At 68.6% G+C, this 21,253-nt stretch carries 22 protein-coding genes and 1 pseudogene; 14 read left to right on the top strand and 9 right to left on the bottom strand.

The genetic code is table 11. The features are described from left to right. The first annotated feature begins 123 nt into the window (after window positions 1-123). Entirely contained in the window at window positions 124-627 is a 504-nt protein-coding gene (locus OHS16_RS00705) for a MarR family winged helix-turn-helix transcriptional regulator (protein WP_328535154.1), read from the top strand. Window positions 628-648: 21 nt separating this feature from the next. Here the strand turns inward: OHS16_RS00705 and OHS16_RS00700 are convergent, their stop codons facing one another. Beyond that, entirely contained in the window at window positions 649-1,539 is an 891-nt protein-coding gene (locus tag OHS16_RS00700; RefSeq protein ID WP_328535153.1) for an MBL fold metallo-hydrolase, read from the bottom strand. Then, entirely contained in the window at window positions 1,526-3,073 is a 1,548-nt protein-coding gene (locus tag OHS16_RS00695) for a class I adenylate-forming enzyme family protein (RefSeq protein ID WP_328535152.1), read from the bottom strand. The genes OHS16_RS00700 and OHS16_RS00695 overlap by 14 nt, the downstream gene beginning before the upstream one ends. Window positions 3,074-3,298: 225 nt before the next feature. Between OHS16_RS00695 and OHS16_RS00690 the strand changes: the two genes are divergently transcribed. Further along, a complete protein-coding gene (locus OHS16_RS00690) occupies window positions 3,299-3,751 on the top strand; it encodes a nuclear transport factor 2 family protein (RefSeq protein WP_328535151.1) in 453 nt (150 codons plus the stop codon). A gap of 82 nt (window positions 3,752-3,833) precedes the next feature. Continuing rightward, window positions 3,834-3,959 carry a hypothetical protein gene (locus tag OHS16_RS00685; protein WP_328535150.1) on the top strand — a complete coding sequence of 42 codons (126 nt, stop codon included), beginning with the start codon at window positions 3,834-3,836 and terminating at the stop codon, window positions 3,957-3,959. A 170-nt stretch (window positions 3,960-4,129) separates the two neighbouring features. On the opposite strand, the gene OHS16_RS00680 is transcribed toward OHS16_RS00685, so the two are convergent. After that, on the bottom strand, window positions 4,130-4,501 hold the full coding sequence (locus OHS16_RS00680) for a MerR family transcriptional regulator (protein WP_328535149.1): 372 nt from the start codon (window positions 4,499-4,501) through the stop codon (window positions 4,130-4,132). 48 nt (window positions 4,502-4,549) lie between these two features. Here OHS16_RS00680 and OHS16_RS00675 point away from each other — a divergent pair, with 48 nt between their 5' ends. The 3 genes and pseudogenes from OHS16_RS00675 (at window position 4,550) to OHS16_RS00665 (ending at window position 6,685) form a co-directional block, all read left to right on the top strand. Beyond that, window positions 4,550-5,431 carry an SDR family oxidoreductase gene (locus tag OHS16_RS00675; protein WP_328535148.1) on the top strand — a complete coding sequence of 294 codons (882 nt, stop codon included), beginning with the start codon at window positions 4,550-4,552 and terminating at the stop codon, window positions 5,429-5,431. A 124-nt stretch (window positions 5,432-5,555) separates the two neighbouring features. Beyond that, window positions 5,556-6,062: pseudogene (locus OHS16_RS00670) on the top strand (transketolase); the annotation flags it as partial. A gap of 326 nt (window positions 6,063-6,388) precedes the next feature. Continuing rightward, on the top strand, window positions 6,389-6,685 hold the full coding sequence (locus OHS16_RS00665) for a hypothetical protein (protein ID WP_328535147.1): 297 nt from the start codon (window positions 6,389-6,391) through the stop codon (window positions 6,683-6,685). A gap of 339 nt (window positions 6,686-7,024) precedes the next feature. Here the strand turns inward: OHS16_RS00665 and OHS16_RS00660 are convergent, their stop codons facing one another. Further along, a complete protein-coding gene (locus tag OHS16_RS00660; protein ID WP_328535146.1) occupies window positions 7,025-7,615 on the bottom strand; it encodes a transglycosylase SLT domain-containing protein in 591 nt (196 codons plus the stop codon). A gap of 1,236 nt (window positions 7,616-8,851) precedes the next feature. Next, on the bottom strand, window positions 8,852-9,202 hold the full coding sequence (locus OHS16_RS00655; RefSeq protein ID WP_328535145.1) for a VOC family protein: 351 nt from the start codon (window positions 9,200-9,202) through the stop codon (window positions 8,852-8,854). A gap of 381 nt (window positions 9,203-9,583) precedes the next feature. Between OHS16_RS00655 and OHS16_RS00650 the strand changes: the two genes are divergently transcribed. After that, window positions 9,584-10,153, top strand: a complete 570-nt coding sequence (locus OHS16_RS00650; protein ID WP_328535144.1) for an adenylate kinase — start codon at window positions 9,584-9,586, stop codon at window positions 10,151-10,153. A 195-nt stretch (window positions 10,154-10,348) separates the two neighbouring features. Here the strand turns inward: OHS16_RS00650 and OHS16_RS00645 are convergent, their stop codons facing one another. Next, window positions 10,349-10,918: a TetR/AcrR family transcriptional regulator gene (locus tag OHS16_RS00645; RefSeq protein WP_328535143.1), complete on the bottom strand. Its 570-nt coding sequence runs from the start codon at window positions 10,916-10,918 to the stop codon at window positions 10,349-10,351. Window positions 10,919-10,987: 69 nt separating this feature from the next. Between OHS16_RS00645 and OHS16_RS00640 the strand changes: the two genes are divergently transcribed. Both OHS16_RS00640 and OHS16_RS00635 read left to right on the top strand, forming a co-directional pair. After that, window positions 10,988-11,881 (top strand): NADP-dependent oxidoreductase, encoded by an 894-nt coding sequence (locus OHS16_RS00640; RefSeq protein WP_328535142.1) that lies wholly within the window; start codon window positions 10,988-10,990, stop codon window positions 11,879-11,881. Window positions 11,882-12,038: 157 nt separating this feature from the next. Next, complete coding sequence (locus OHS16_RS00635; protein WP_328535141.1) at window positions 12,039-12,560, top strand: ATP-binding protein; 522 nt, start codon at window positions 12,039-12,041, stop codon at window positions 12,558-12,560. A 201-nt stretch (window positions 12,561-12,761) separates the two neighbouring features. Here the strand turns inward: OHS16_RS00635 and OHS16_RS00630 are convergent, their stop codons facing one another. Then, complete coding sequence (locus OHS16_RS00630; RefSeq protein WP_328535140.1) at window positions 12,762-13,349, bottom strand: hypothetical protein; 588 nt, start codon at window positions 13,347-13,349, stop codon at window positions 12,762-12,764. A gap of 238 nt (window positions 13,350-13,587) precedes the next feature. Between OHS16_RS00630 and OHS16_RS00625 the strand changes: the two genes are divergently transcribed. Together OHS16_RS00625 and OHS16_RS00620 are read left to right on the top strand one after the other, a co-directional pair. Beyond that, a complete protein-coding gene (locus OHS16_RS00625) occupies window positions 13,588-14,151 on the top strand; it encodes a DUF2243 domain-containing protein (RefSeq protein ID WP_328535139.1) in 564 nt (187 codons plus the stop codon). 17 nt (window positions 14,152-14,168) lie between these two features. After that, complete coding sequence (locus OHS16_RS00620) at window positions 14,169-14,996, top strand: cytochrome c oxidase assembly protein (protein ID WP_328540664.1); 828 nt, start codon at window positions 14,169-14,171, stop codon at window positions 14,994-14,996. Window positions 14,997-15,409: 413 nt separating this feature from the next. Here OHS16_RS00620 and OHS16_RS00615 read toward each other — a convergent pair whose 3' ends face one another. After that, window positions 15,410-16,408 (bottom strand): GDP-mannose 4,6-dehydratase, encoded by a 999-nt coding sequence (locus tag OHS16_RS00615; protein WP_328535138.1) that lies wholly within the window; start codon window positions 16,406-16,408, stop codon window positions 15,410-15,412. Then, window positions 16,405-17,559 carry a UDP-N-acetylglucosamine--N-acetylmuramyl-(pentapeptide) pyrophosphoryl-undecaprenol N-acetylglucosamine transferase gene (locus OHS16_RS00610; RefSeq protein WP_328535137.1) on the bottom strand — a complete coding sequence of 385 codons (1,155 nt, stop codon included), beginning with the start codon at window positions 17,557-17,559 and terminating at the stop codon, window positions 16,405-16,407. Before OHS16_RS00610 ends, OHS16_RS00615 begins: the two co-directional genes overlap by 4 nt. Before the next feature lie 63 nt (window positions 17,560-17,622). Here OHS16_RS00610 and OHS16_RS00605 point away from each other — a divergent pair, with 63 nt between their 5' ends. The 3 genes from OHS16_RS00605 (at window position 17,623) to OHS16_RS00595 (ending at window position 21,124) form a co-directional block, all read left to right on the top strand. Next, window positions 17,623-18,300 carry a response regulator transcription factor gene (locus tag OHS16_RS00605; protein WP_328535136.1) on the top strand — a complete coding sequence of 226 codons (678 nt, stop codon included), beginning with the start codon at window positions 17,623-17,625 and terminating at the stop codon, window positions 18,298-18,300. Further along, entirely contained in the window at window positions 18,297-19,700 is a 1,404-nt protein-coding gene (locus OHS16_RS00600) for a HAMP domain-containing sensor histidine kinase (RefSeq protein WP_328535135.1), read from the top strand. The genes OHS16_RS00605 and OHS16_RS00600 overlap by 4 nt, the downstream gene beginning before the upstream one ends. Window positions 19,701-20,077: 377 nt before the next feature. After that, window positions 20,078-21,124: a D-alanyl-D-alanine carboxypeptidase family protein gene (locus OHS16_RS00595; protein WP_328535134.1), complete on the top strand. Its 1,047-nt coding sequence runs from the start codon at window positions 20,078-20,080 to the stop codon at window positions 21,122-21,124. The last annotated feature ends 129 nt before the right edge of the window (window positions 21,125-21,253 follow it).

The raw sequence follows: 21,253 nt of genomic DNA, 5'->3' as shown, positions 1-21,253 counted from the left end.
GCCGGTCGGTCTCGCGGTCCTGCGCACCCGAGAACGGGGATGCACCGGGCGTGACAAATGCGGTTCGTCGTGAAATAGTTAACCTGGAAACCGCAACGCCAGGATAGGCAGGGCAGAGTTAGCATGTCAACTGAAGCGGGTGTCACCCCCGGCGAGACCCACGCCCCGACCGGAACCGACGGCCCGGAATTCCGGGCGTGGATCTCCTTGGCGCACACCTACGGCCATGTCTCCAAGGCCCTCGACCGCTCCCTGACCCAGGAACACGGCATCTCCCTCGCCTGGTTCGAGGTCCTGGCCCGGCTCAACGGCGCCGAGGGCTCACGCATGCGGCTGCTCCAGCTCAGCCGCGACCTGGTCGTCTCCAAGGCCAGCGTGACCAAACTCGTCGACCGTATGGAACTCGCCGGACTCGTCAGTCGTCAGACGCCTCTTGAGGACAAGAGGGCCGTCTACGCCGTACTGACACCGCGCGGCAGCGCCGCTCTGGCCAAGGCGCTGCCGCTGCAGATCCACAACATCCGCCAAGCCCTTTCCGCCCTGGGCCGCAATGAGCTGGAGAGCCTGCAGGGGATGCTCGACGACGTCATCCGCGGGTTCAACCCCCAGTGGCGGACCAAGGGTTGAACGCGGCAGGGCTCCGGCCGATCACCACTCGACCGCACCGATGTCGAGCGGCTGCGGCGGCCTTTCCCGCATGCGCGCGACCAGATGCACCAGCCGCCCGTGCAGTTCCCCGGCCGGCCGGTGACACCGGTCGCCGTGGCCGGGCAGCACCCAGCTGAAGCGTGCCTGCTCGGCCAGACGCAGCAGTGAGTCCTCCAGCTCCGGGCGGGAGTACCAGAGCACCGTCTCGAAAACCTCGAGGTCCTGCGCGGTCCGCGACCAGTACAGCGTGTCCCCGGTGAAGCAGTACCGCTCGTCCACCACGTACACGACGCTTCCCCGGGTATGGCCGGGCACGGGCCGCAGCATCACCCCCGGCAGTACCTCGGCCGGCTCCGTGCCCCGCACCACCATGTCGGCGTAGGGTGCGGCGTCCTCGTCACCCTCATGGATCCACACCCGGGCGCCGAAGTGCTCCGCGAACCGCCGGGCGTGAGCGGTGTGGTCGCGGTGCGTCAGCAGGATGTGGGAGATGCCGCCCAGCCGCTCGTACGAGGCGGCGATCGCCGATGTCCAGCGCGGCGTGTCCACCAGCAGATTGCCCTCCGGGCGGCGCACCAGGTAGGCGTTGGCTCCGAAGGTCCGGGCGGAATTGTGCCCGCAGAGATAGACCTCACGATCGAGACGCATGGGGAAGGGCGCTGCCGCGACGTGCCCTGGACCGCGGCGGATCGCCCGCACGGGACAGGCGACCGCCGCCCGCTCCAGCGCCAGCTGTTCCTCCGCATCGGCCGGCTGGCGGACCAGCACCGAACGGGCGTCTGCCTCGATCACCGTCTCCGGCGCCAGCTGGCGCGCCACATCGCAGTTGATGCAGCCCTCACTGATCTCCCACAGGGGCCGCGGCCACTCCTGCGGCTCAGGCGTCGGCAAGGCGTCCCCTGAGTTCGTCCCGGGCCACCTTGCCGGTGGCCAGCCGCGGGATGTCCGTCACTACTTCAACCCGGCGGATGCGCTGACCATTCGTCAGTTCCTTGTTGACCGCGTCCAGGACCGCTCCGATGCCCGCGCCACTACCCTCCTGCAGTACGACGAAGGCCACCGCGGACATACCGAGCACAGGGTCGGGGCCGCCGACGACAGCGCAGTCCCCGACCGCCGGATGAGCGTCCAGCCTGCGCTCCACGGCGGTCGGCGAGACCAGCTCGCCGCCGCACGAGAAGGCGTCCTTGACCCGGTCGAACAGGAAAAGGTACCCGTCCTCGTCCAGATGTCCCATGTCCCCCGTGGCGAGCCAGCCGTTCTCGTCCACCGGCGAGGAACCGGTGTGACCGTGGTATCCCTGCATCACATGCGGACCCTGGATCCGGATCTCCCCGATGCCGTACGCCGGCAGGGCACTCCCGGACGCGGGATCGACGATCCGTATCCGACTGCCCTCCAGTGGCAGACCCACGGACCCCTCCCGGGGCGCGTCCGGATCGTCGGAGGACGCCAGCGACGAGGTCTCACACATCCCGTATCCCTGGAGCAGCGGGAGACCGAAGGTGTCCGCCAGGGCACGCACCACGCGCGGCGGCACGGCCGTGCCGCCGGACGCCATCACCCTCACGGTGTCCAACTGCAGGGAGGAGAGTGCAGGTTCGGCCGCAAGTTCCAGCAGTCGCACCGGGAACGTGTAGTAGTGCGTCGCACCGGTGCGGTTGGCCAGCTCGATCGCCTCGACCGGACGCCCACTCGTGCACAGGACCTGCGTCGCCGCCACGCAGACGGCGGTGTTCATGTGCATCGGATGGTATATCGGCAGATGCAGCAGGACCGTCGATGAGGCATTGACACGGTGTGCCGCCGCCATCTGGGCCGCGTTCACCTTGATATTGCGATGGCTCAGCTGAACGGCCTTGGGTACACCCGTGGAGCCGCTGGTGAAGAGCATCACAGCCCGTTCCTCCTCGCCCCCCGCCGCCGTCCGCAGGCCCGCGTCGCCGGCGCCGTCCGCCAGGTCCTCACCCAGGACGAGCACGCGCCGCAAATCCGGCAGCGTATCCAGGAGCGGCAGCAACCGCTCCCGGACCTCACGCGGAACGATCGCCACACGAGCCTTCGACAGTTTCAGCACATGTGCCAGCACAGGCGCCGGAAGCCACGGGTTGACCACAGCGGCCGTCCCGCCCGCCCGCAGGATCCCGTAGTACACGGCGGGAAACCTGGGATCGAGGGCCTGGGCGACGGCCACCGTCCCCGGCGGCCCGCCCTCCGCCCGGTACAGCGTCCGGGCCCAGTCCGTCGCGGCGGCGTCCAGTTCGGCGTAGGAGGTCTCCGTGTCGTCGCTGCGGATCGCCACCCGCGCCGGATGGGCACGCGCCGCATCGGCGAGCATCCGGTCGACAGGGCCATCGGCCCACCGCAGCGCAGGGGCCTCCAGGGGTGTCTCGGCAGTCAGTGCAGCCGATTCGGTTCTGGTCATCTCGTCCTCATCTCCGGCAGTCCTGTTCACGGCAGCCCCGCTCCGGCGTGCCGCACGAGCGTCGACCTTTGTGAGCGGCGCTCAAAGGCGGCTGTAGACCGGGTCAAGAAGGGCCCAGGCGCATCGTCCCCCTTTGACCCGCTCTACAGCCGCCTTTGAGTCAGGACACCCAACCTGCCTGTGAAATCCACCCGTTCCCGAACGAGCCTTGAGGAGACCCCCGTTATGGTCCAGGCGGCAGCAGTGGCGACAACCCCGGTCACCGCGGAGGTCTATCAGGACCTCCAGCACTTCTATGCCCGGCAGATGCAGTCTTCTGACGACCTCGACGTCCCGGCCTGGGCGGGCACCTTCACGCAGGACGGGGTCTTCGCCACCAACGCCTTCGACGAACCCATCAAGGGCCGGGCCGCGATCGCCGAGCACTGCGACCGCGCCTTTGCCGCCCAGGCCCGGGCCCGGATCGTCCGCCGGCACGTCATGACCATGCTGGCGGCCGTCCACGCGCCGGACGGCGCCGGCGAACGCGTCGACACCCGCTCGTACGTGATGGTGCTCGAGACCCGGCATGGGGAGAAACCCACCATCTACTGCAGCACGCTGTGCGAGGACACTCTCATCCGGGTGGACGGCGGCTGGCAGGTGCTCCGGCGCCAGGTCAGCCGCGACGACCTGTGACCGCCCGCGCCGGACCGTCATGACGATCGGGGAGGAACGAATGACGCCGCAACAACCATCGCCTGAAGGCGAGGAGCGAACCGTGAGTCGGCTCTGCGGAACCGAACAGCCGAACGTTTTCACCACGCGAGCCCCTGGCGCTCCCGCCCGGCCGGCCGGATACGAAGAGGACCCCGAGGACGCCTCCATCGTGCGCGGCATCGACTGAACGGTGCGCCGCTGCCTAGTCGGGTCGACAGCAAGGCTCGCCTCATCACGGGGCGGGCCTCGCGCCTGGAACACCTCCGGCCGTCGCGCTGTCGCGACCGGCCCCGACGCTGTGCCACGGGGGAGGACCGAAGAGACACTGGCGCTCGAGCCTCCCAGCGGGATGACGGTTCACGCTTCGCGGACGAACGTCGCACACTCCGGACACTCGTCGAGATAGCGATGCCGGCAGTCAAGGGTGTGCTGCAGGAAGGTAATTGCCCTCTGCCTGTGGACGACTTCGCTTTCGAGGGCGGCGATCTTCGCCCTCACGATTGCCTGTGCCGCCGACTTCCTCGGCGACATGGCGGCGGTCACCTCGGGCAGCGAGAGCCCGACACGTCGCAGTCTCAGCACGGTGCGTGCCTGTTCCAGAGCGTTGTCGTCGTAGATGCGGTAGCCGTTGCCATCGCGACGCACGGTGAGCGCCCCCACCTGTTCCCAGTGCCGAAGCACATGGGATTCGACTCCGAGTTCTGCGGCTACTTCTCCGATCGTCCTCACCACACGCGCCTTGCCTTCATGTCGGCCTGAACCCCTAGCGTCTCGGTCATGCCTGATATCACTCGCCCCCCGGGCGCCCGTCACAGTCCATCGATTCTGGTCACCGGCGCGGCCGGCAATCTCGGCCGGGAGGTCGTTGACCGCCTCCAGACACAGGGTGCGCGCGTACGTAGCCTTCTACACCATCAGGCCGGCCCGCGCCCCGGAGCCGAGCCGGTGATCGGAGACCTGACCGACCCCAGTGCCGTCCGCGCGGCGCTCGTGGGCATCGACGCCGTCTTCCTGATCTGGCCCCTGCTGGATTCCGCCCCCGCCCACGACCTGGTTGCGGAACTCGCCGCAGCGGCACCCCGCGTCGTCTACCTGTCGTCGACAGCCATAGACGACGAAGCCGCTCACCAGAGTGATCCCATCGTTCAAGTGCACGCGGACATGGAAGCCCTGCTCCATGATGCGGGTCTGCGACCCAGGACGCTTCGCAGTGACACATTGGCCTCCAACGCCCGCGGCTGGAGTGCACAGTTGCGGGCCGGCGACGTGGTGTCAGGCCCGGATGTCGCGCGCACAGCCGTCGTCGACGAGCGCGATGTGGCCGATGCGGCCGTAGCCGTACTGCTCGCGCACCAAGACCAACTGGACGACGAACCATCAGTGTTGACGGGACCAGCGGTGCTCAGTCGCGCCGACCAGGTCGCTCTCATCGGTGCCGCACTCCGGCGCCGCCTGCGCTTCCGAGCGCTCCCCGCCGATCTCGCGCGATCACGGATGCTCGCAGACGGTCGTCCCGAGCGGCTGGTGGAAGCGCTGATCGCAGCGTCGGTGTGCCGACCGGATTCCAACCGCACCACCGATCATGTTGAGCGTCTCACCGGCCGACCCGCCGGCACCTTCGCGAAGTGGGCCATCGACCACGCGGCAGAGTTCAGCTGACGGTAGACCGCGGCACGCCCACGAGACCACTACGGACGCACCCGACGACCTGCACGGGGCGCCCGGGTCCGGCCATCGTTCGGTGGCGGGCAGAAAGGCGCACATGGCGCGCACGCCAAGACGCGTTCACGTGCCCGGCCACCCCGACGAGGCCGAAGCGCTGATCAGGCACGCGGCCGCCGCGGACAACCAGGTGTATGTACGTCTCAGCGAACAGTCCAACCGCACCGCCCACCCGGTGCCCCCGGGCCGGTTCAAGGTGCTGCGCGAGGGCCGCTCCGGGGTCGTGGTCGCGGTGGGACCGCTGCTCGATGCAACGCTCGACGCAGTGAAAGGAATGGACGTGACCGTGTTGTACGCCTCGGCGGTGCGGCCCTTCGACGGGGCCGGACCGCGGACGGCAGTAGCGGGCACGGATGCGGCGCATGTGGTGCTGGTCGAGCCATATCTGGCCGGCACATCAGTGACTTCCGCCAACGAAGCGCTGCAGAACGTGCCCCACCGCATTCTCCCGCTGGGCACGGCGCGTGCGGAGTTGCGCCGCTACGGCACCTGGCGCGAGCACGTCACTGCGCACGGACTGGATACGGAAGGCCTGCGACGGCGGATCGGCGGCTTTCTCAACCGGTAGGTGAGGCGGCTGCCGAGCCGCGCCGGACACCCGTGTGTGCCCCACCGTCCTGAACAGCGGCTCCGGGAGCCGCGTCCTGGCCTCGTGGGAGCGCTTACTGGTATTGAGCCGTGGCCGTGGGGGGTACGGCCGCATCCACGCCACCCGGCGCGGACGGAACTCATCCGTGTCGCTCGCGATAGACCATGAATGAGTGTGGGGCCTGCCGGGCCGCAGGGCCGGTAGGTGCTGTCCGTGCCCCTTCCGGCTCAGGCCAACGCGCCGACGGCTCGTAGAGAGGGTCAACTGGGTGGACGGCTCCATACCTCTTAGCAAGGGAACTCAGCATGGCAATCGTGGTGGTTCTCGATATGCCGGGGATGACTCAGGCCCAGTACGAGCAGAGCGCGGAGAAGGTGGCCGGCCGGCCCGGTCCGGTCAAGAGCCTCGCCGACTGGCCGGTGGCCGGTCTTATCTCGCACACTGCCGCTCCCACCGGCGATGGTTGGCTCGTCGTGGACGTCTGGGAGTCCGATGAGGCGTTCCAGCAGTTCGGCGAGACCATCGTCCCGATGCTGCAAGAACTCGGTGTCGCGGACGTACAACCGCGAATCTACCCCGTGTTCAACGTGGTCACTCGCTAGTACCACTCGCGCACCATGTTCTGGGCCGGCGCGCGCCGTTGCTCCGCTCATTTGAGGGCCTCCGATCCGGTGAAGGCCCGGTGGGCCGGCTTGGTTTCCCAGCGGTGGCCCCGGGAGCACCCGGACGAACGGGGAAGCTGCCCAGCAGCCGTGCTGGGTCGGTGGGTGCGGTCTGTCGCAGTGTGCGGGGTGTGCGGGGCGGGGGAACGGCAGGGGCTGGGGTGGGTTCGTGGGTGGACCTGTTCCAGTGCCTGCCGGGACCTGAGTCCTGCCGTTCCTGGGGGAGCCGGCCGTCCCATGGACTCAGGTGGTCGTGGGGTGTGTGGTCGATCCGCTGGGTCAGTAGGCGGAGTTGACGTTGTCCATCGAGCCGTATTTGTCGGCGGCGTAGTTGGCTGCGGCGACGATGTTGGCGACGGGGTCGGTGAGGCTGTTCTTGGTGCCCTTGACGTGGTAGGTGTCGAAGGTGGGCTGGATCACCTGGAGGAGGCCCTTGGAGGGGATGCCGTTCTGGGCGTTGACGTCCCAGTTGTTCTGGGCGTTGGGGTTGCCGCTGGACTCGCGCATGATGTTGCGGTGCAGGCCGTCGTAGCTGCCGGGGATGTGCTTGGCCTTCATGATGGCCAGTGACTCGCGGATCCAGCCGTCGAGGTTGTTGCCGTATTTCGTGCTCTTGACGATCTCGGTCACGGCGTCGGTGTGCTTGGCGCCGGAGGTCTTCTTCACGGCGGCGGTCTTCTCGGCGTGGTCGGCCTGCTGGGCGACCTGGGCGGCGGTGACGGTGGAGGCCGACACGGGCGCGGTGCGGACGGGCTCGGCGGCGTGGGCCGGGTGCGGGGCCAGGGTCAGTGCGCAGGCCGCGGCGGCGGCGGCGAGGCCGGCCGCGGAGGTCTTGCGGAGGTTCAGGGTGCGGCGGGTGGTGGCGGTCATGCGGGTACCTCTCCATTCGGGGACGTCGTGGGGAGGCCGACTGGGGGGTCGGCGACACGGGTGAGGCGCTGGCGCCCTGGTTCGTGTCGTGGGGCCGGTGTCTGGATGGCGGGCGGTGTGCTCTGCCCGATCCGGCGCTCGGCTCCCCGGTACGTCCAACACCTTGCGAGACGGTCCCGGCCGCTGGCAATCGTGTGACCTACGACCATAAATAGTGACAAAAGGGACAAGGGTGTGGAGAGGTTGTGCGGCAAGGGGGCAAGCCCCGCCGGGGGCCTACTAAGCACCGTCCTATGTGACGCGGACCCTATGCCCGAGCTCACAGACCACCGGCCCCAGCACCCCCGGATTCCCACTCCGCGTCACCGCGCGTACACGGCAACACCCCGTCCCGCCCCGCCCTCGACCGGCCCTGCGGCCGCCTCGGCCACACCCCCACCCATCGCGCCATGGGGGGGTGGGGCTCGCTCGGTGTTTTCTTGACGTCGCGGCTGGTTTCGGTGTGATCCGTGTCGGCGCGGTGGTGGCTACGGCTGGTGCCATCGCCAGGGATGGGACCAGGCGGGTGGAGATGTCCTGGCCCAGGGCGTTGATGGCTGCCAGGCACACGGTCTCGCCGGCCACCAGTAGCCGGGCCCGAAAACGCCCCGTCCCGATGCGCCCCGTGCGAGGAAGCTCCTCCGCCTCGCGAGGCATCGCATCGTCCGCTCGGAGTTCGAGGTGGAACTTTCCGAGGCGCAGTTCGCAACGCGTCCGCCGCAACCGCCGCCTGTGCGGAGCGGGCAAGGATCCAGGGAACTTTGCGGGTGGCGCTTGCCATCGTCTTCGGCCTGTCTCGGACGCATGTGTGTCCGCAGCGAAGGCTGGAGCGGGAGTGAGCACATGGTCTGCTCGCCGCACTCGCCGCACTCGCCCCACGTGCGTACGACTTTCAGGTCCTCGGTCGCGGGTGCACGTCCCCGACGGACGATGGCCGTAAGTGCACAGGGGGCCGGCTGCGGACAGCACGCCGATGTCGCAAGGCACTCCCCGGCAGGAGCACCGTTCTGCGAGACCACTCCAGGGCGCACCGCCCTCGACGCGGACACGTGGGTACGACTCGATGCGGCGCTTCACCTGGGGAGTGCTGCTTCCTGACACGTACAGGACTCTTCACACACCTCATCGCCCCAGATCAGAGGCACTCCCTGCTCGTCCGATCAGGCCTCGGATACCCCGGCTGGTGAAAGCGTGGGGCTAGAGGTCGTACGCGGTCGGGTGCAGCGGCTCGTACAGCCCCACCTCGCCGCCGCCGGGCAGCCGGAAGGCGGTGAGCCTGCCCCAGCGCTGCTCGCTGACCGGCGCGGTGAACTCAACACCCTTCTCCTTCAGCTCGGTGACGGTGGCGTCGACGTCGTCGCACATGAAGTAGAGCTCGTGTTTCTGGTCCGCGTCCGTCGGGTGGACGGCCACCTCAGCGGGCGGCAGCTGCAGGACGAGCCAGCCGCCGCCGGCGTCGACGCTCTTCGCTCCGAGAGTGTCCCGCAGAAAGGCGCGATCCCCTTCGGCATCGCGGCTGTACAGGATGACGTGCGCTCCGTTGATCACGTTTCCCGACTCTACGTCGCCACGACCCACAGCTCGGGCAAGACCCACCCGCGTCGTCGCAGCGGGAAAGGCATTCAGTGGCGCAACCCGTCGCTCTCCACAACGTCTCGACTGGCGCCGAACCTGGTAAGCCTTTCCGGTCACAGCACTGCTGTGCCTCGTGTGCCCTTTCCAGCGGTTTTACGTTGCTGCACGCCGGTCAATGAATTGGGCCTTGCCCGGCGCGCCTGGAGCAGTGTCCGTCGGCGTTTGAGTCAATCTCCTCGAGGGCGGATGAGCTGGCCCAGGCGAAGAGCGAACGCAGGGCGATGAGTTGATCGCGGGGTGACGGCCGTGCAAGGTCCGTAGAGGTCTCTCCCCCCCCGCTTAGGCAAGGAACCCATGCAGAGAATCGCACTCTTCGGACCGCCCGCCACCGGGAAGACAACCCTGGCCAGATGGCTCTCGGCAGAGCTCGGTCACCCCCACACAGATCTCGACAACCTCCTGTTCACCCCTGACGGCCCGCTGCCCCTGGAGGAGTTCCGCCACCAGGCAGGTGAGATCGCGCGGCAAGATGAATGGATTGTCGAAGGGAACTTCTCCCAGCTCGCCGATGTGGTCTGGCACCGCGCCGACGTGCTCGTGTGGCTCGACTTTCCGCTGGCCCTGATCGTGTACCGAATCGTCCGCCGTAGCTTGTGCCAGCTCACAGGCCGCGAAGACAGTGCACAAGCTCGGCGGCTGACGTGGAGCAAGGCATTCCTCAGCCGCCGATCGCTGCTGCGTACCGCCATTCGTAAGTACCGGAGGAACCGGCCCCGCTATGCCCGACAGGTAGCAGAGACCGCCGACCTGGGCGTTGAGGTGGTCAGGCTCCACAGCCCGCGGGAAGCCCAGTGCTGGAAGAGGGGACTGATGAAAGGGTTGATGGAGAACCGCTCACAGGAGCCCGGCGCTACCGGCCCGTGACCAACATCCGTGCCGCGAGACGCCAACGTAGGGAAGCACCAACTGCCGAAGCGGTTTGCCGGCCCTGCGGTCGACCCCGCTTCTCACCGACCCGCAGGTGGTGGCGGGGCTCCGCACCGGCCGGGCTCTGTTCTTGTTTGTCGGCGACGTGAACGATGTGTTCGAGCAGACAGTTCCCCACGCACGTCGAGAAGGTCAGGTGACCTCCCAGGCCGCCTCGATCATCCGGAAGATCTCGTCCACTGCGGCCTTCGGATCGGGCGCCTCACGGGCCAGCGAATAGGCGTCGATCACGAACCTCGCCAGCGTACGGCAGGCCGTCGTGGTCTGCGGGAGACCGGGGTCGGCGGAGATCGCCGTTGCCAGCGACTCTGCATGGCGCAGCCTCATCGAGTCCTCGTACTCGCGCAGGGCGCGTGATGCGTCGATCATGCGCCAGATCGGGGCGGCGCTGTCCGCTGTGCAATGGCTGACCAGGGCCTGGATCTCGCGGCGCAGCGCGGGGATGAGCGGCTCGTGCGGGGCCCGGCCGGTGACGGCATGCGTGAGGCGTTGCTCGAAGTCGTCGTCCTGCTCGAAGACCAGGGCCTCCTTCGAGGCGAAGTGGGAGAAGAGCGTGGTGACGGCTACATCGGCCTCGGCGGCCACGTCACGAATGCCAACCGATTCGTATCCGCGTTCCAGGAAGAGCCGCAGGGCAGTGTCAGCGATCTTCTGGCGGGTCGCGGCCTTCTTGCGCTCTCGGCGTCCGGTCGGCACGGTCATGGCGTAACCCTATCAGGCACAAAAGTGCATCTGTTGCGAAAGACTAACCGTTAGTGGTATGGTCGTCCCATGAAGAAAGTGAGCTTCGCCGAGTTCGGCGGTCCGGACGTTCTGCAACTCATAGACGCCGAGAAGCCCCACGCGGGCCCAGGCCGGATACGTATCGCCGTGCGGGCGGCGGGTGTGAACCCTGTTGACTGGAGGGTCCGTGAAGGCCAGGTCCTGGGGGCCCATCCGACCGAGTTGCCCTCCGGAGTGGGGCTGGACGCCTCCGGGGTGGTGGACCAGGTGGGCGAGGGTGTTGCAGGGGTCGAGCTCGGCGACCAGGTGTTCGGTGAAGGGTCAAGCACCTATGCCGAGTTCGCCGTGCTGTCGGCCTGGGCCCGTATGCCCGCGGGGCTGACGTTCGAGGAGGCGGCCGGGTACCCCTCCGTGGTGGAGACCGCCCTGCGCATCATCCGTGAGGTCAATGTGCAGCCCGGGCAGACGCTGCTGGTCAGCGGCGCGTCCGGGGGAGTCGGTTCGGCGGTTCTACAGATCGCCCGCGACCGCGGCATCACGGTGATCGGCACCGCTGGGGCCGCGAACCAGGACTATCTGCGCAGCTTTGGTGCTCTTGCCACGACGTACGGCGAGGGCTGGGTCGAGCGGGTGCGTCAGCTCGGCCATGTCGACGCGGCTCTCGATCTGTCCGGCTCGGGCGTGATCCGCGAGCTCGTGGAACTGACCGGGGGTCCACAGAAGGTGATCTCCATCGCCGATCTCGGTGCGCCGGAGCTCGGTGTCCGATTCTCCGGCGTGGCCGGGAGCGTGCCGGAAGCGCTCGCCGAAGCCGCCGGTCTCATCTCGCGGGGAAAGCTCCACATACCGGTCGAGAAGTCATACACGCTCGCCAGGGCCGCAGCAGCACACATCGACAGCCAAGCCGGCCACACGCGCGGGCGCCGGGTCGTGGTCGTCTGAGTCGTTTCCTGCGGAGTCGCACGGCGGCCTGTCGCAACCTTTCGAGGTAGGTGACACCCCTGATCTTGGTGGTCGACGCCACGTTGAGAAATGCCGAAGCCGTACCGTTTTCCGTTGTTCCCGTTCCCGCGGCCCGCACGGCGGTAGCGTCAGCCTCATGATCGTATGGCTCAACGGTACCCACGGTGCAGGCAAGACGACGACCAGCGCACTCGTGCAGCAGCTGATCCCGGATTCACGGGTGTTCGACGCCGAGAAGGTCGGCGAGACACTCATGGACATCACGCCGGGGCTGCCCGGGACCGACAACTTCCAGCACTGGCCGCCGTGGCGGCCGCTCGTAGTCGAGACCGCCCGCCACGTACTCGACTACACCGGCGGCACTCTGGTGATGCCCATGACTGTCCTGGTCGAGCAGTACTGGCGGGAGATCAGCACGGGCCTCGCCCACCATGCCATCCCAGTACGGCACTTCGTCCTCCACGCCGACCAGGACACCCTCCGAGGGCGCATCGAGGGAGACACTCTCATGGGGCCCTCCCCATTCCGTCTCGCCTACCTTGAGCCCTACGCCGAGGCGGCTCGCACGTGGCTACACGGTGAGGCCGAGGTCGTGGACACCACACACCTCACGCCAGCCCAGGCGGCTCTGCAGATCGCGGAGGCCGTCAAGAGCTGAGGTCCAATCGACCCGCGAAACAAGCACAGGTGGCAACAGATCGTGGAAAGGACTACGAAGCGGCGGTCGGGCAGGGCCAAGCTGAAGCTCGGCCGAACGGGGTCGCGCCTCGCGAGGAAGCGACGTGGAACGGCAGCGCACCTACAGCCGCGCGCCCAACCAGCCGTGAGCCCAATGTGGCGAACCCAGCGAGCCCGGTGTTCAGTGGCCGGCGCGCGGCTCGAAGCAGCCGGTCTCCAGGAACCGGCCATTGACCGTGACCTGGTAGTTGGTCGGCTGCGTGAACGCGGTGACGCAGGCGTCGTGACGGACCAGCAGAGCGATGCGGGCGCCCGCGGGCCTGACGGGGTGAGTGTCGGTGAGCCCGAGCCGCGTTCCCATGTCCTCCACGAAGAGCGTTCCACGACCCTGCTCGCTGTCGGGGCCTTCGTTGCGGTAGCCGAGCTGGAGCAGCGCCGCCCGCACGCTCTTCGGGTCCCACACTCCTTTGTCCCAGAGGCGTTTGAGGACGGGTTCGATGCGATCAGCCTCGCTCCGGGCGATCTTCTCGCTGTCCGGGGACATGTCCTTGGGGATCTTGAATCCGTTGTTCTCCCGGTAGTGCGGGGCTCCGCCGTGGGAGTCGGGCTCCACGTTGCCCTGTGCGGGACCGGTGGAGGAGTGCGTGGGCGAAGGGGAGAGGGGGGCGCCGAGACTCGGGGCGGCGCGCTGCTGGGCGCAGGCGGTCAAGATCAGAAGGGCGCCCAGATTGAGGCCCGCAACAACGTATCTGGATCTGGGTATCTGCATGAGGAGGACTCTGGCACGAGTGCCGGGCCGACCCGTGACGTCTCAGTCAACCCGAGGTATCGAGGCTCGGGCCTCGGATTGACTCCGGTCGCCCATACCGCAGGGGCATCAGCCAGGTGGTTGCCGCGGTCGTTCCGGGCCAAAAGTCCAGCGGCGGTGTTATTGCCGCTACAGGCTGGGGACTCTTACCGTTTCCAGGGTCTTCGGACCCGAAGTACGGAGCGGACGGAGACATGCGATGGCCACCCACATTGATGAGGCCCGTGCGGGCACGGGGCCCGTAAGCCTGCAGTTACCCGGCATCGTGCTGGGGGTGGGGTTGGGCGGCTTCGTCGACGGCATCCTTCTGCACCAGCTCCTGCAGTGGCACCACATGCTCACCAGTACCAATCACGACCGCATCGGGGTGAAGTACTACAACCCCCACACCGTCTCCGGTCTGGAGATGAACACGGTGTGGGACGGCATCTTCCACGCCATCTGCTGGATCGCCGTCCTGCTGGGCCTGGCCATCCTGTACTCCCGTGTCGCCCGCGACCGGCGCCGTGTGTGGGCCTCCCGCGTGCTGTGGGGCTGGATCCTCGCCGGCTGGGGCCTTTTCAACCTTGTCGAGGGGCTCCTGGATCACCAGATCCTCGGCATCCACCACGTCCACGGCGGCCCGTACCAGATCTGGTGGGACATGGGCTTCCTCCTCCTCGGCCTGCTCCTCCTCATCGGTGGCTACCTGCTTCAGCACAGCGGAAGGGCATTCGACCCTGACGCCCCCGCCCCCAGCGGCCACCAGGCCCGGCGCGTGTGATGGACCACGACATGCCCATGGACGGCCACACCGCCCCCGGCACCCCGTTGGAGACGGCGGGCCCCGCCTTCGCACTGCTGCTCGTCGCGGTCGCCTACCTACTGCTGACCCGCCGGGCCCGCCACCGTAACCCCGCCCAGGGGCAGGGCCGATGGCGAACGGTCAGCTTCCTGACCGGTGTCGTTCTGCTGGCCGTAGCCCTGCTGCCGCCCCTGGCACCGTTCGCCCACGACGACTTCCGCGGCCACATGGCCCAGCACATGCTCATCGGCATGTACGCACCGCTCGCCTTCGTTCTGGCCGCACCGGTCACCCTGCTGCTGCGCACCCTTCCCACCGCCCGCGGCCGGCAGCTCACCGCCGTACTCCATAGCAGCCCCGTCCGGATCCTCACCCACCCCGCTGTGGCACTGCTCCTGTCCACGGGCAGTCTCGCGCTGCTGTACTTCACCCCCGTGTACAACGCGATCATGGTCAACCCGGCAGGGCACTGGCTGCTGCACGCCCACTTCCTGCTGTCCGGGTGCCTGTTTGCCTACGTCATCGCCGGACCCGACCCAGCCCCCTCACGACCAGGAGTACGTGCCCGCCTGGTCTACCTCGGCGCTGCGATCGCCGCACACGCCGTGATCGCACAGCTGATGTACGGCGGCTTCTGGGTCAACATCCACGCCCCCATCGACCAAGTCCAGGGCGGCGCGGAGATCATGTACTTCGGCGGTGACATCGCGGAACTCCTCCTGGCCGCTGCCCTCGTCAGCACCTGGCGCCCCATATCCCGCCCACGGCGCCGTGGTGGTGCCGCGGTCCCGGCTCTGGCTACTGGGGCGATAGCCGAGATGTGACGCCAACTGACGGTGCTACACGGCCGCAAGAGGGCGGCTGGCATGGCGAGCGAGGGCTCTCGACCCCGGCCACCAGTGCGTCCAACCCCGCCTGGATGAGGCGGTGGACCCGATATGCCGGCCGAGCGTTCTCTCTCGCGCGCTAAGCGGCTGAGTTGCTGGAGGGCGTCGTCGTGGTTCATCTCGGTTTTCATCACCGGTGGCTGTGGTGAGCACCTTTCCACAGCCACCGAAGCTGTCGCCATCGAGTTCCGGGCTCACGCGGTTGAGGCCGGTGATCAGGACATCAGGACGCATGGCGGAATGTGTTCACCGGTCCCTGAAGCCCGATGTGCCGGCCGGATCTTCCCTTACAGGGGGCCCGCGCCTGTCTCGTCCCGGGCCCCCTGTAGGGCTTGATCGCAGTGAAGGGATCAGATCTGATACCGGTGGGGCGAGAAGAGGTGGATGTTTTCCTCGACCCAGCGGGAGGTCTGCTTCAGGCCGACCTCCAGGGAGACCTCGGGCTGCCACCCGGCCCACTCGCGGGCCCGGGTGTTGTCGGAGAGGAGCCGCTCCACCTCGCTGCCGCCGGGTCGCAGCCTGGCCGGGTCCACGACCACCTCGGCGTCCCGCCCCGACGCGGCGATCAGTGCGCTCGCCAGGTCCCTGATGGAGATCTCCCGGCCGGTGCCCAGGTTGACGGAGGTGCCGATGGCCCGGTCGCAGTCCGCCATGGCCAGGAATCCGGCTGCCGTGTCCGTGACGTAGGTGAAGTCGCGGGTGGGCGTCAGCGAACCGAGCCTGATCTTCGTTGCGCCGGAGTGCAGCTGGGCGAGAATGGTGGGGATGACGGCGCGTGCGGACTGCCTAGGTCCGTAGGTGTTGAACGGGCGGACCACGGTCACCGGAAGTTCGAAGGCGTGCCAGTGCGACAGCGCCATCATGTCCGCACCGATTTTCGACGCGGAGTACGGGGACTGCGGCTGCAGCGGGTGGCTCTCGCTGATGGGAGCCGTCAGCGCGGTCCCGTACACCTCGCTCGTGGAGGTGTGCAGCAGCCTGCGGACCGAGTGGCGGCGGCACGCCTCCGCCACGTTCTCGGTGCCGACGATGTTCGTCCGTACGTAGGCCCCCGGGGCGTCGTAGCTGTAGGGGATACCGATCAGCGCGGCAAGGTGGAACACGGTGTCGCAGCCGGCCACGGCGTCCATCACCCGGCCCGCGTCGCCAATGTCACCGGCGATTATCTCGACAGAGCTGTGCGGGTCGCCGAGGTAGCGAGCGAGATACCCCTTCTCCGCGTAAGGCTTGTAGTGGACCATCGCGCGGACGGTCGCTCCGCGGTCGACCAGCATGTCGACCAGCGTCGAGCCGATGAATCCTTCGGCCCCGGTGACCAGGACGGTACGGCTGTTCCAGTTGATGCTCATGCGGGCTTCTCCATGTCGTACGAAGGGGCGGTTTGGGCCAGACGGATGACCTTGGCGGCGAGCAGGTCCGCCGCCCTTGCGTGATGGCCCGGATCGGCGGCGCGACCCATCACGGCAAGCCGGTCGGGTACTGCGAGCAGCGGTTCGACGAGGGAGGCCAGCCGGTCGGCGGTCGTCTCGGCATCCGGTAGCAGGTGCGCGGCGCCCGCATCGGACAGCACCCGGGCGTTGTGTGTCTGGTGGTCGCCGGGGGCGTGCGGGTACGGCACGAGGACGGCTGGGACTCCAACCGTGGCCAGTTCGGCAACGGTTGCCGAGCCTGCCCGGCAGACGACCAGATCGGCGACCGCGTACGCGAGATCCATCCGGTCGAGGTATGCCAGGGCTCGGGCGACCTGCCCGGCACCGGCGTCGGAGAGCCGCTGCCGCGTCGCCTCCAGGGCCGCAGGGCCAGTCTTGATCAACAGGTGCACGTCCTCCCGGTGGCGCCAGCGGGAGGCGAGCCCGACCGCGGCCTCGGTGAGCCGGGCCGCGCCGAGGCTGCCTCCGTTGAAGAGGAGCACCCGGGCGCCGTCAGGTATCGCGAAGGCCCGTCGCGCCTCTTCGCGCAGTGCGGCCCGGTCGAGGACGGCGAGCCCCGCGGCGATCGGCATGCCGACGGTGTCGGCGTGCTCACCGCCGGACAGGTGAGCGCGGCTGCGATCGAAGGCGACGGCAATGTTCGGGGTAAGGCGGGCCGCGAACTGGTTGGCCCGGCCCGGGACGGCGTTGGACTCGTGGATCACGCTCGGCACCCCCGCCATCCGCGCCCCGAGGATGACCGGCGCGCTCGGATATCCGCCCATGCCGACCGCGACCTGGGCGCGCTGCATCCGCAGGACCGTTCGGCACTGCGCACCGGACCTGAGCAGCGCGGCGGGGAGCAGATAGCGCCGTGCACCCAGTGACGGGTCGAACGGGATCATGTCGACGGTGTGCAGCCGGTATCCGGCCCGTGGGATCAGCTCGGTCTCCAGGCCGCGTTCGGTGCCGACGAAGGAGATCACCGCTTCGGGGGAGGTCCGGCGCAGTGCCTCGGCGAGTGCGAGACCGGGATAGATGTGGCCGCCGGTGCCGCCGGCACCGATCACGACGGAGAGTGGTGTGCGCATGGCGCCACACTTACGAAGCGGCTTAAGAAGGTTCTAAGAGCGCGCTTTGACAGTATTTACGGCATGACCAAGATCCTTGTAGTCGACGACGAGCCGGAAGTGCGGGCGGCCGTCGAGGACGCGTTGACCCTCGAGGGGCACGAAGTGAGGGGCGCCGCGGACGGTCTTGCTGCTCTCTCGGATATTGCCTCCTGGGAGCCCGACGCGATCGTGCTCGACGTGATGATGCCGGTCCTTGACGGGCTGGGGGTCTGCCGCCGGCTCCGGGAGATCGGCGACCGCACGCCGGTGCTCGTCCTGACGGCGCTTGACCAGGTCAGCGAGCGCGTCGACGGGTTGGACGCGGGCGCCGACGACTATCTGGTGAAGCCGTTCGCTCTCGACGAGCTGGGCGCACGGGTCCGGGCGCTGCTGCGACGGGCGGCGCCCCAGCAGCCGGACGAGGAACTGTCGTTCGCGGATCTCTCGCTGGACGCGGCGACCCGCACCGGTCTGCGGGCGGGTCGTCCTCTCGAATTCAGCCGGACCGAATTCGCCCTGCTGGAACTTCTGATCCGCCACCCGGGCCAGGTACTCCCGAGGGAGACGATCCTTGAGCTCGTCTGGGGCCAGGACTTCGGGCCGGACTCCAACTCGCTCGCGGTGTACGTGGGTTACCTGCGCCGGAAACTGGAGGCGGGTGGCGAGCCACGGTTGGTGCACACCGTCCATGGCATCGGCTACCGCCTGGACACGCCATGAGCGGTGCCCGCCGGCTCGGGGCGCGCTGGCGGCGGCAGCGACCACTGCGCACCCGGCTGGCGCTGACGGCCTCGGCCGCGGTGGCCCTGGTCGCCCTCGGTGTGTGTACCGCGGCCTTCTTCGTGATCCGGTACGAGATGTTCCACCAGCTCGACCTGAATCTGACCCAGTCGGCGACCCGGCTGACCCAGGAGCACCGGGGCGAGGGCCCGGACGTTCTCGCCGGGGAGTGCCGATTCCTGTCCGCCCCCGCCTGCGCGCAGATCGTCCCCGCCACGCCGGCCGGCGATCCGGCCGCCCCGTACCTCCTCCCGGTCTCCGCCCCGGTCCGGGAGGTCGCGGCGGGCGGGCGCGCCCCGTACTTCACCAACATCACACTCTTCGGCAAACCTCACCGGATGCTGACCTCTCCCATCGGAGAGGGGAATGCGCTTCAGGTCGCACTGCGCTCGGACCCGGTGGAGAAGGGGGTCCGCCAGGCCGCCGGGCTGCTGGGGGCGATCGGCGTGGCGGGTGCGCTGGTGGCGGGAGGGCTCGGCTACTGGGTATCGCGCACCGTGCTGGCGCCGGTCGCCCGGCTGACCTCGGCCACCGAGCGCATCGCCACCACCCGGGACCCCCGCCACCGCATCGAACTGCCGCCGGGCCCACCGGGCCGGCAGGACGAGGTGACCCGCCTCGCCACCAGCTTCAACACGATGCTCGGCGAGCTGGAACAGTCGGTCACCGCCCAGCGCAGACTGGTCGCGGACGCCTCGCACGAACTGCGCACCCCGCTCACCGCGCTGCGCACCAACGCGGAGCTGCTGGCCCGCGCCGACCGGCTGACCGACGCGCAGCGCGATCGGGCATCGGGGGCGCTGGGGCGCCAGCTGCGCGAGGTGACCGGCTTGGTGAACGACCTGATCGAACTGGCCCGGGACGAGGAGCCCCGCCCCCTTCTGGAGGAGGTGCGTCTCGCGGACCTGGCCGAGCACGCGGTGGCGACTGCCCGCTTCCACTGGCCGGCGGCACGGTTCCTGCTCGACATCGTCCCCGAGGCGAGGTGGGTGACCTGCCCCGGCGTACCGTCCCGCCTCACCCGACTGCTGACCAACCTGCTGGACAATGCCGCCAAGTTCAGCCCACCGAACACCCCGGTCGAGGTAACACTGGCCACCTTCCCAGGCACTCTGGAACTCACGGTCCGCGACCACGGACCGGGGATCGCCCCGCAGGACATACCGCACGTCTTCGACCGCTTCTACCGCGCGGAATCCGCGCGCGCCCTGCCCGGGTCGGGGCTCGGCCTGGCCATGGCCCGTCAGATCGCCCGCGCCCACGGAGCCGACCTCACCGCGGAAGCGGCGCCTGGAGGCGGAGCACTGTTCCGCCTGGTGTTCCCGGTGGCCGATTCCTGAGACCGCCTGGCAGCGGCTGCGCCCTTGTCGCGGCTCCGAGGATGACGTGCGCAGCAGCCACTCGCAGTTGGTGTAACCGACAGCTTCACCTGGCCGCGCCGCCACTCGTCCAGGGCGGACCGCCCGCTCCCGGGGGTCGAGAGGGGGCGGGCGCCGGCGGGTCTCCGGTGCCCGAGAGGAGTTCGGCCGGGCGCCGGACGCGAGCCACTCCACAGCCCCCGCCGGTCACCTGCACGGCATCTCCACAGAAGCGGAACGCCGTTACCTGGCTATGACATAGCCGGCTTGAGTCACTGTCATCGCACAAGTAGTTTCGCTATGAAGCAAGATCATGCCAAGAGCCGGCGTCCCTGCGCCGGGAGAAAGAAGGGACGCCCATGGGTTCCCACGCCCGCCCCAACCGGATACACCGCACCGGGGTCCGGATCGCGACGGTCGCACTTGTCGGGGCAGCCCTGCCGCTCACCGCCGGCGGCCTCGCCGAGGCGGCCACCCCCGGTGCCACGCACTCCGCCGACGAGAACGGCCGGCAGGGCAGTGAGGCCACCACTTCGGCTGACCAGGACCAGGACGCGGCGCAGCAGCCGCAAGTGGCGCGGTCCGCCGTCAGGGAGAAGGCCGCCGACGCACAGGACCAGACCGCTCCCAAGATCAACGCCGACCACGCCTTCCTGCTGGATGCCCGCGACGGCAGTCAGGAGCGGGAGATGTGGGCCGGGTCCAAGGCTGATGAGAGCGTGCCGATGGCCAGCACCACCAAGATCATGACTGCCATGGTGGTGCTCAAACATCCGGAGTGGCTGAACCGGCAGATCACGGTGAAGCAGGCGTACCGGGACTACGTCCAGAACGCCGGCGGCAGCACCGCCGACCTCCAGACCGGCGATGCGCTGACCGTCGAGCAACTGTTGCACGCCATGCTGATCCCGTCCGGTGACGACGCCGCTATGGCCCTGGCCGACAACTTCGGCTCCGGGGACACCGAGGACGCGCGGATCGCCGACTTCGTGAACCAGATGAACGCCGAGGCGCAGCAGCTGGGCATGACCGGGACGCACTTCGACACCTTCGACGGCATCTCGCACGGCAACAACCACAGCACCGCCCGCGACCTGGCCAAGCTCGGCCAGCGGGCGATGCTGCAGCCGGTGTTCGCCGACGTCGTGAAGAACAAGGAGTTCAAGACCGAGGCCCCGGCGGCCAACGGCCACACCCGGTACTACACCTGGAACACCACCAACGAGCTGCTGAGCAGCTACGTCGGTGCCCTGGGCGTCAAGACCGGCAGCGGCCCGGAGGACGGCTACTGCCTCGTCTTCGCCGCCAGGCGGGACAACCGCACCCTGGTCGGCGCGATCCTCAAGGACGACACGGGCCGCTTCGACGACGCCACCAAGATGCTCGACTGGGGCTTCGCCCACTGAGCAGGCAGCGCCCCGGCACTGAGCGTGCTGAGCGTGCACCGCGTGCGGCACAGCTGGGCCCCCGCCCCGCCATCACGGCGGACCAGCGGGGGCTTTCGGTGTCGCGGACTCTCCGCGACACGCAATAGC

It is taken from the genome of Streptomyces sp. NBC_00344 (assembly GCF_036088315.1).
In the GTDB taxonomy this organism is placed as follows: Bacteria; Actinomycetota; Actinomycetes; order Streptomycetales; family Streptomycetaceae; genus Streptomyces.
Note: the sequence above shows the minus strand (reverse complement) of the source record. Positions and strands in the feature narration are given on the sequence as shown.

What these genes read in the sequence shown, in the direction of transcription:
- OHS16_RS00690 (WP_328535151.1), top strand. Translation starts at nt 3,299, where the DNA reads ATGGTCCAGGCGGCAGCAGTGGCGACAACCCCGGTCACCGCGGAGGTC.
- OHS16_RS00600 (WP_328535135.1), top strand. Translation starts at nt 18,297, where the DNA reads ATGAGCGGTGCCCGCCGGCTCGGGGCGCGCTGGCGGCGGCAGCGACCA.
- OHS16_RS00665 (WP_328535147.1), top strand. Translation starts at nt 6,389, where the DNA reads ATGGCAATCGTGGTGGTTCTCGATATGCCGGGGATGACTCAGGCCCAG.
- OHS16_RS00605 (WP_328535136.1), top strand. Translation starts at nt 17,623, where the DNA reads ATGACCAAGATCCTTGTAGTCGACGACGAGCCGGAAGTGCGGGCGGCC.
- OHS16_RS00695 (WP_328535152.1), bottom strand. Translation starts at nt 3,073, where the DNA reads ATGACCAGAACCGAATCGGCTGCACTGACTGCCGAGACACCCCTGGAG.
- OHS16_RS00675 (WP_328535148.1), top strand. Translation starts at nt 4,550, where the DNA reads ATGCCTGATATCACTCGCCCCCCGGGCGCCCGTCACAGTCCATCGATT.
- OHS16_RS00635 (WP_328535141.1), top strand. Translation starts at nt 12,039, where the DNA reads ATGATCGTATGGCTCAACGGTACCCACGGTGCAGGCAAGACGACGACC.
- OHS16_RS00630 (WP_328535140.1), bottom strand. Translation starts at nt 13,349, where the DNA reads ATGCAGATACCCAGATCCAGATACGTTGTTGCGGGCCTCAATCTGGGC.
- OHS16_RS00660 (WP_328535146.1), bottom strand. Translation starts at nt 7,615, where the DNA reads ATGACCGCCACCACCCGCCGCACCCTGAACCTCCGCAAGACCTCCGCG.
- OHS16_RS00610 (WP_328535137.1), bottom strand. Translation starts at nt 17,559, where the DNA reads ATGCGCACACCACTCTCCGTCGTGATCGGTGCCGGCGGCACCGGCGGC.
- OHS16_RS00595 (WP_328535134.1), top strand. Translation starts at nt 20,078, where the DNA reads ATGGGTTCCCACGCCCGCCCCAACCGGATACACCGCACCGGGGTCCGG.
- OHS16_RS00620 (WP_328540664.1), top strand. Translation starts at nt 14,169, where the DNA reads ATGGACGGCCACACCGCCCCCGGCACCCCGTTGGAGACGGCGGGCCCC.
- OHS16_RS00645 (WP_328535143.1), bottom strand. Translation starts at nt 10,918, where the DNA reads ATGACCGTGCCGACCGGACGCCGAGAGCGCAAGAAGGCCGCGACCCGC.
- OHS16_RS00625 (WP_328535139.1), top strand. Translation starts at nt 13,588, where the DNA reads ATGGCCACCCACATTGATGAGGCCCGTGCGGGCACGGGGCCCGTAAGC.
- OHS16_RS00650 (WP_328535144.1), top strand. Translation starts at nt 9,584, where the DNA reads ATGCAGAGAATCGCACTCTTCGGACCGCCCGCCACCGGGAAGACAACC.
- OHS16_RS00615 (WP_328535138.1), bottom strand. Translation starts at nt 16,408, where the DNA reads ATGAGCATCAACTGGAACAGCCGTACCGTCCTGGTCACCGGGGCCGAA.
- OHS16_RS00705 (WP_328535154.1), top strand. Translation starts at nt 124, where the DNA reads ATGTCAACTGAAGCGGGTGTCACCCCCGGCGAGACCCACGCCCCGACC.
- OHS16_RS00640 (WP_328535142.1), top strand. Translation starts at nt 10,988, where the DNA reads ATGAAGAAAGTGAGCTTCGCCGAGTTCGGCGGTCCGGACGTTCTGCAA.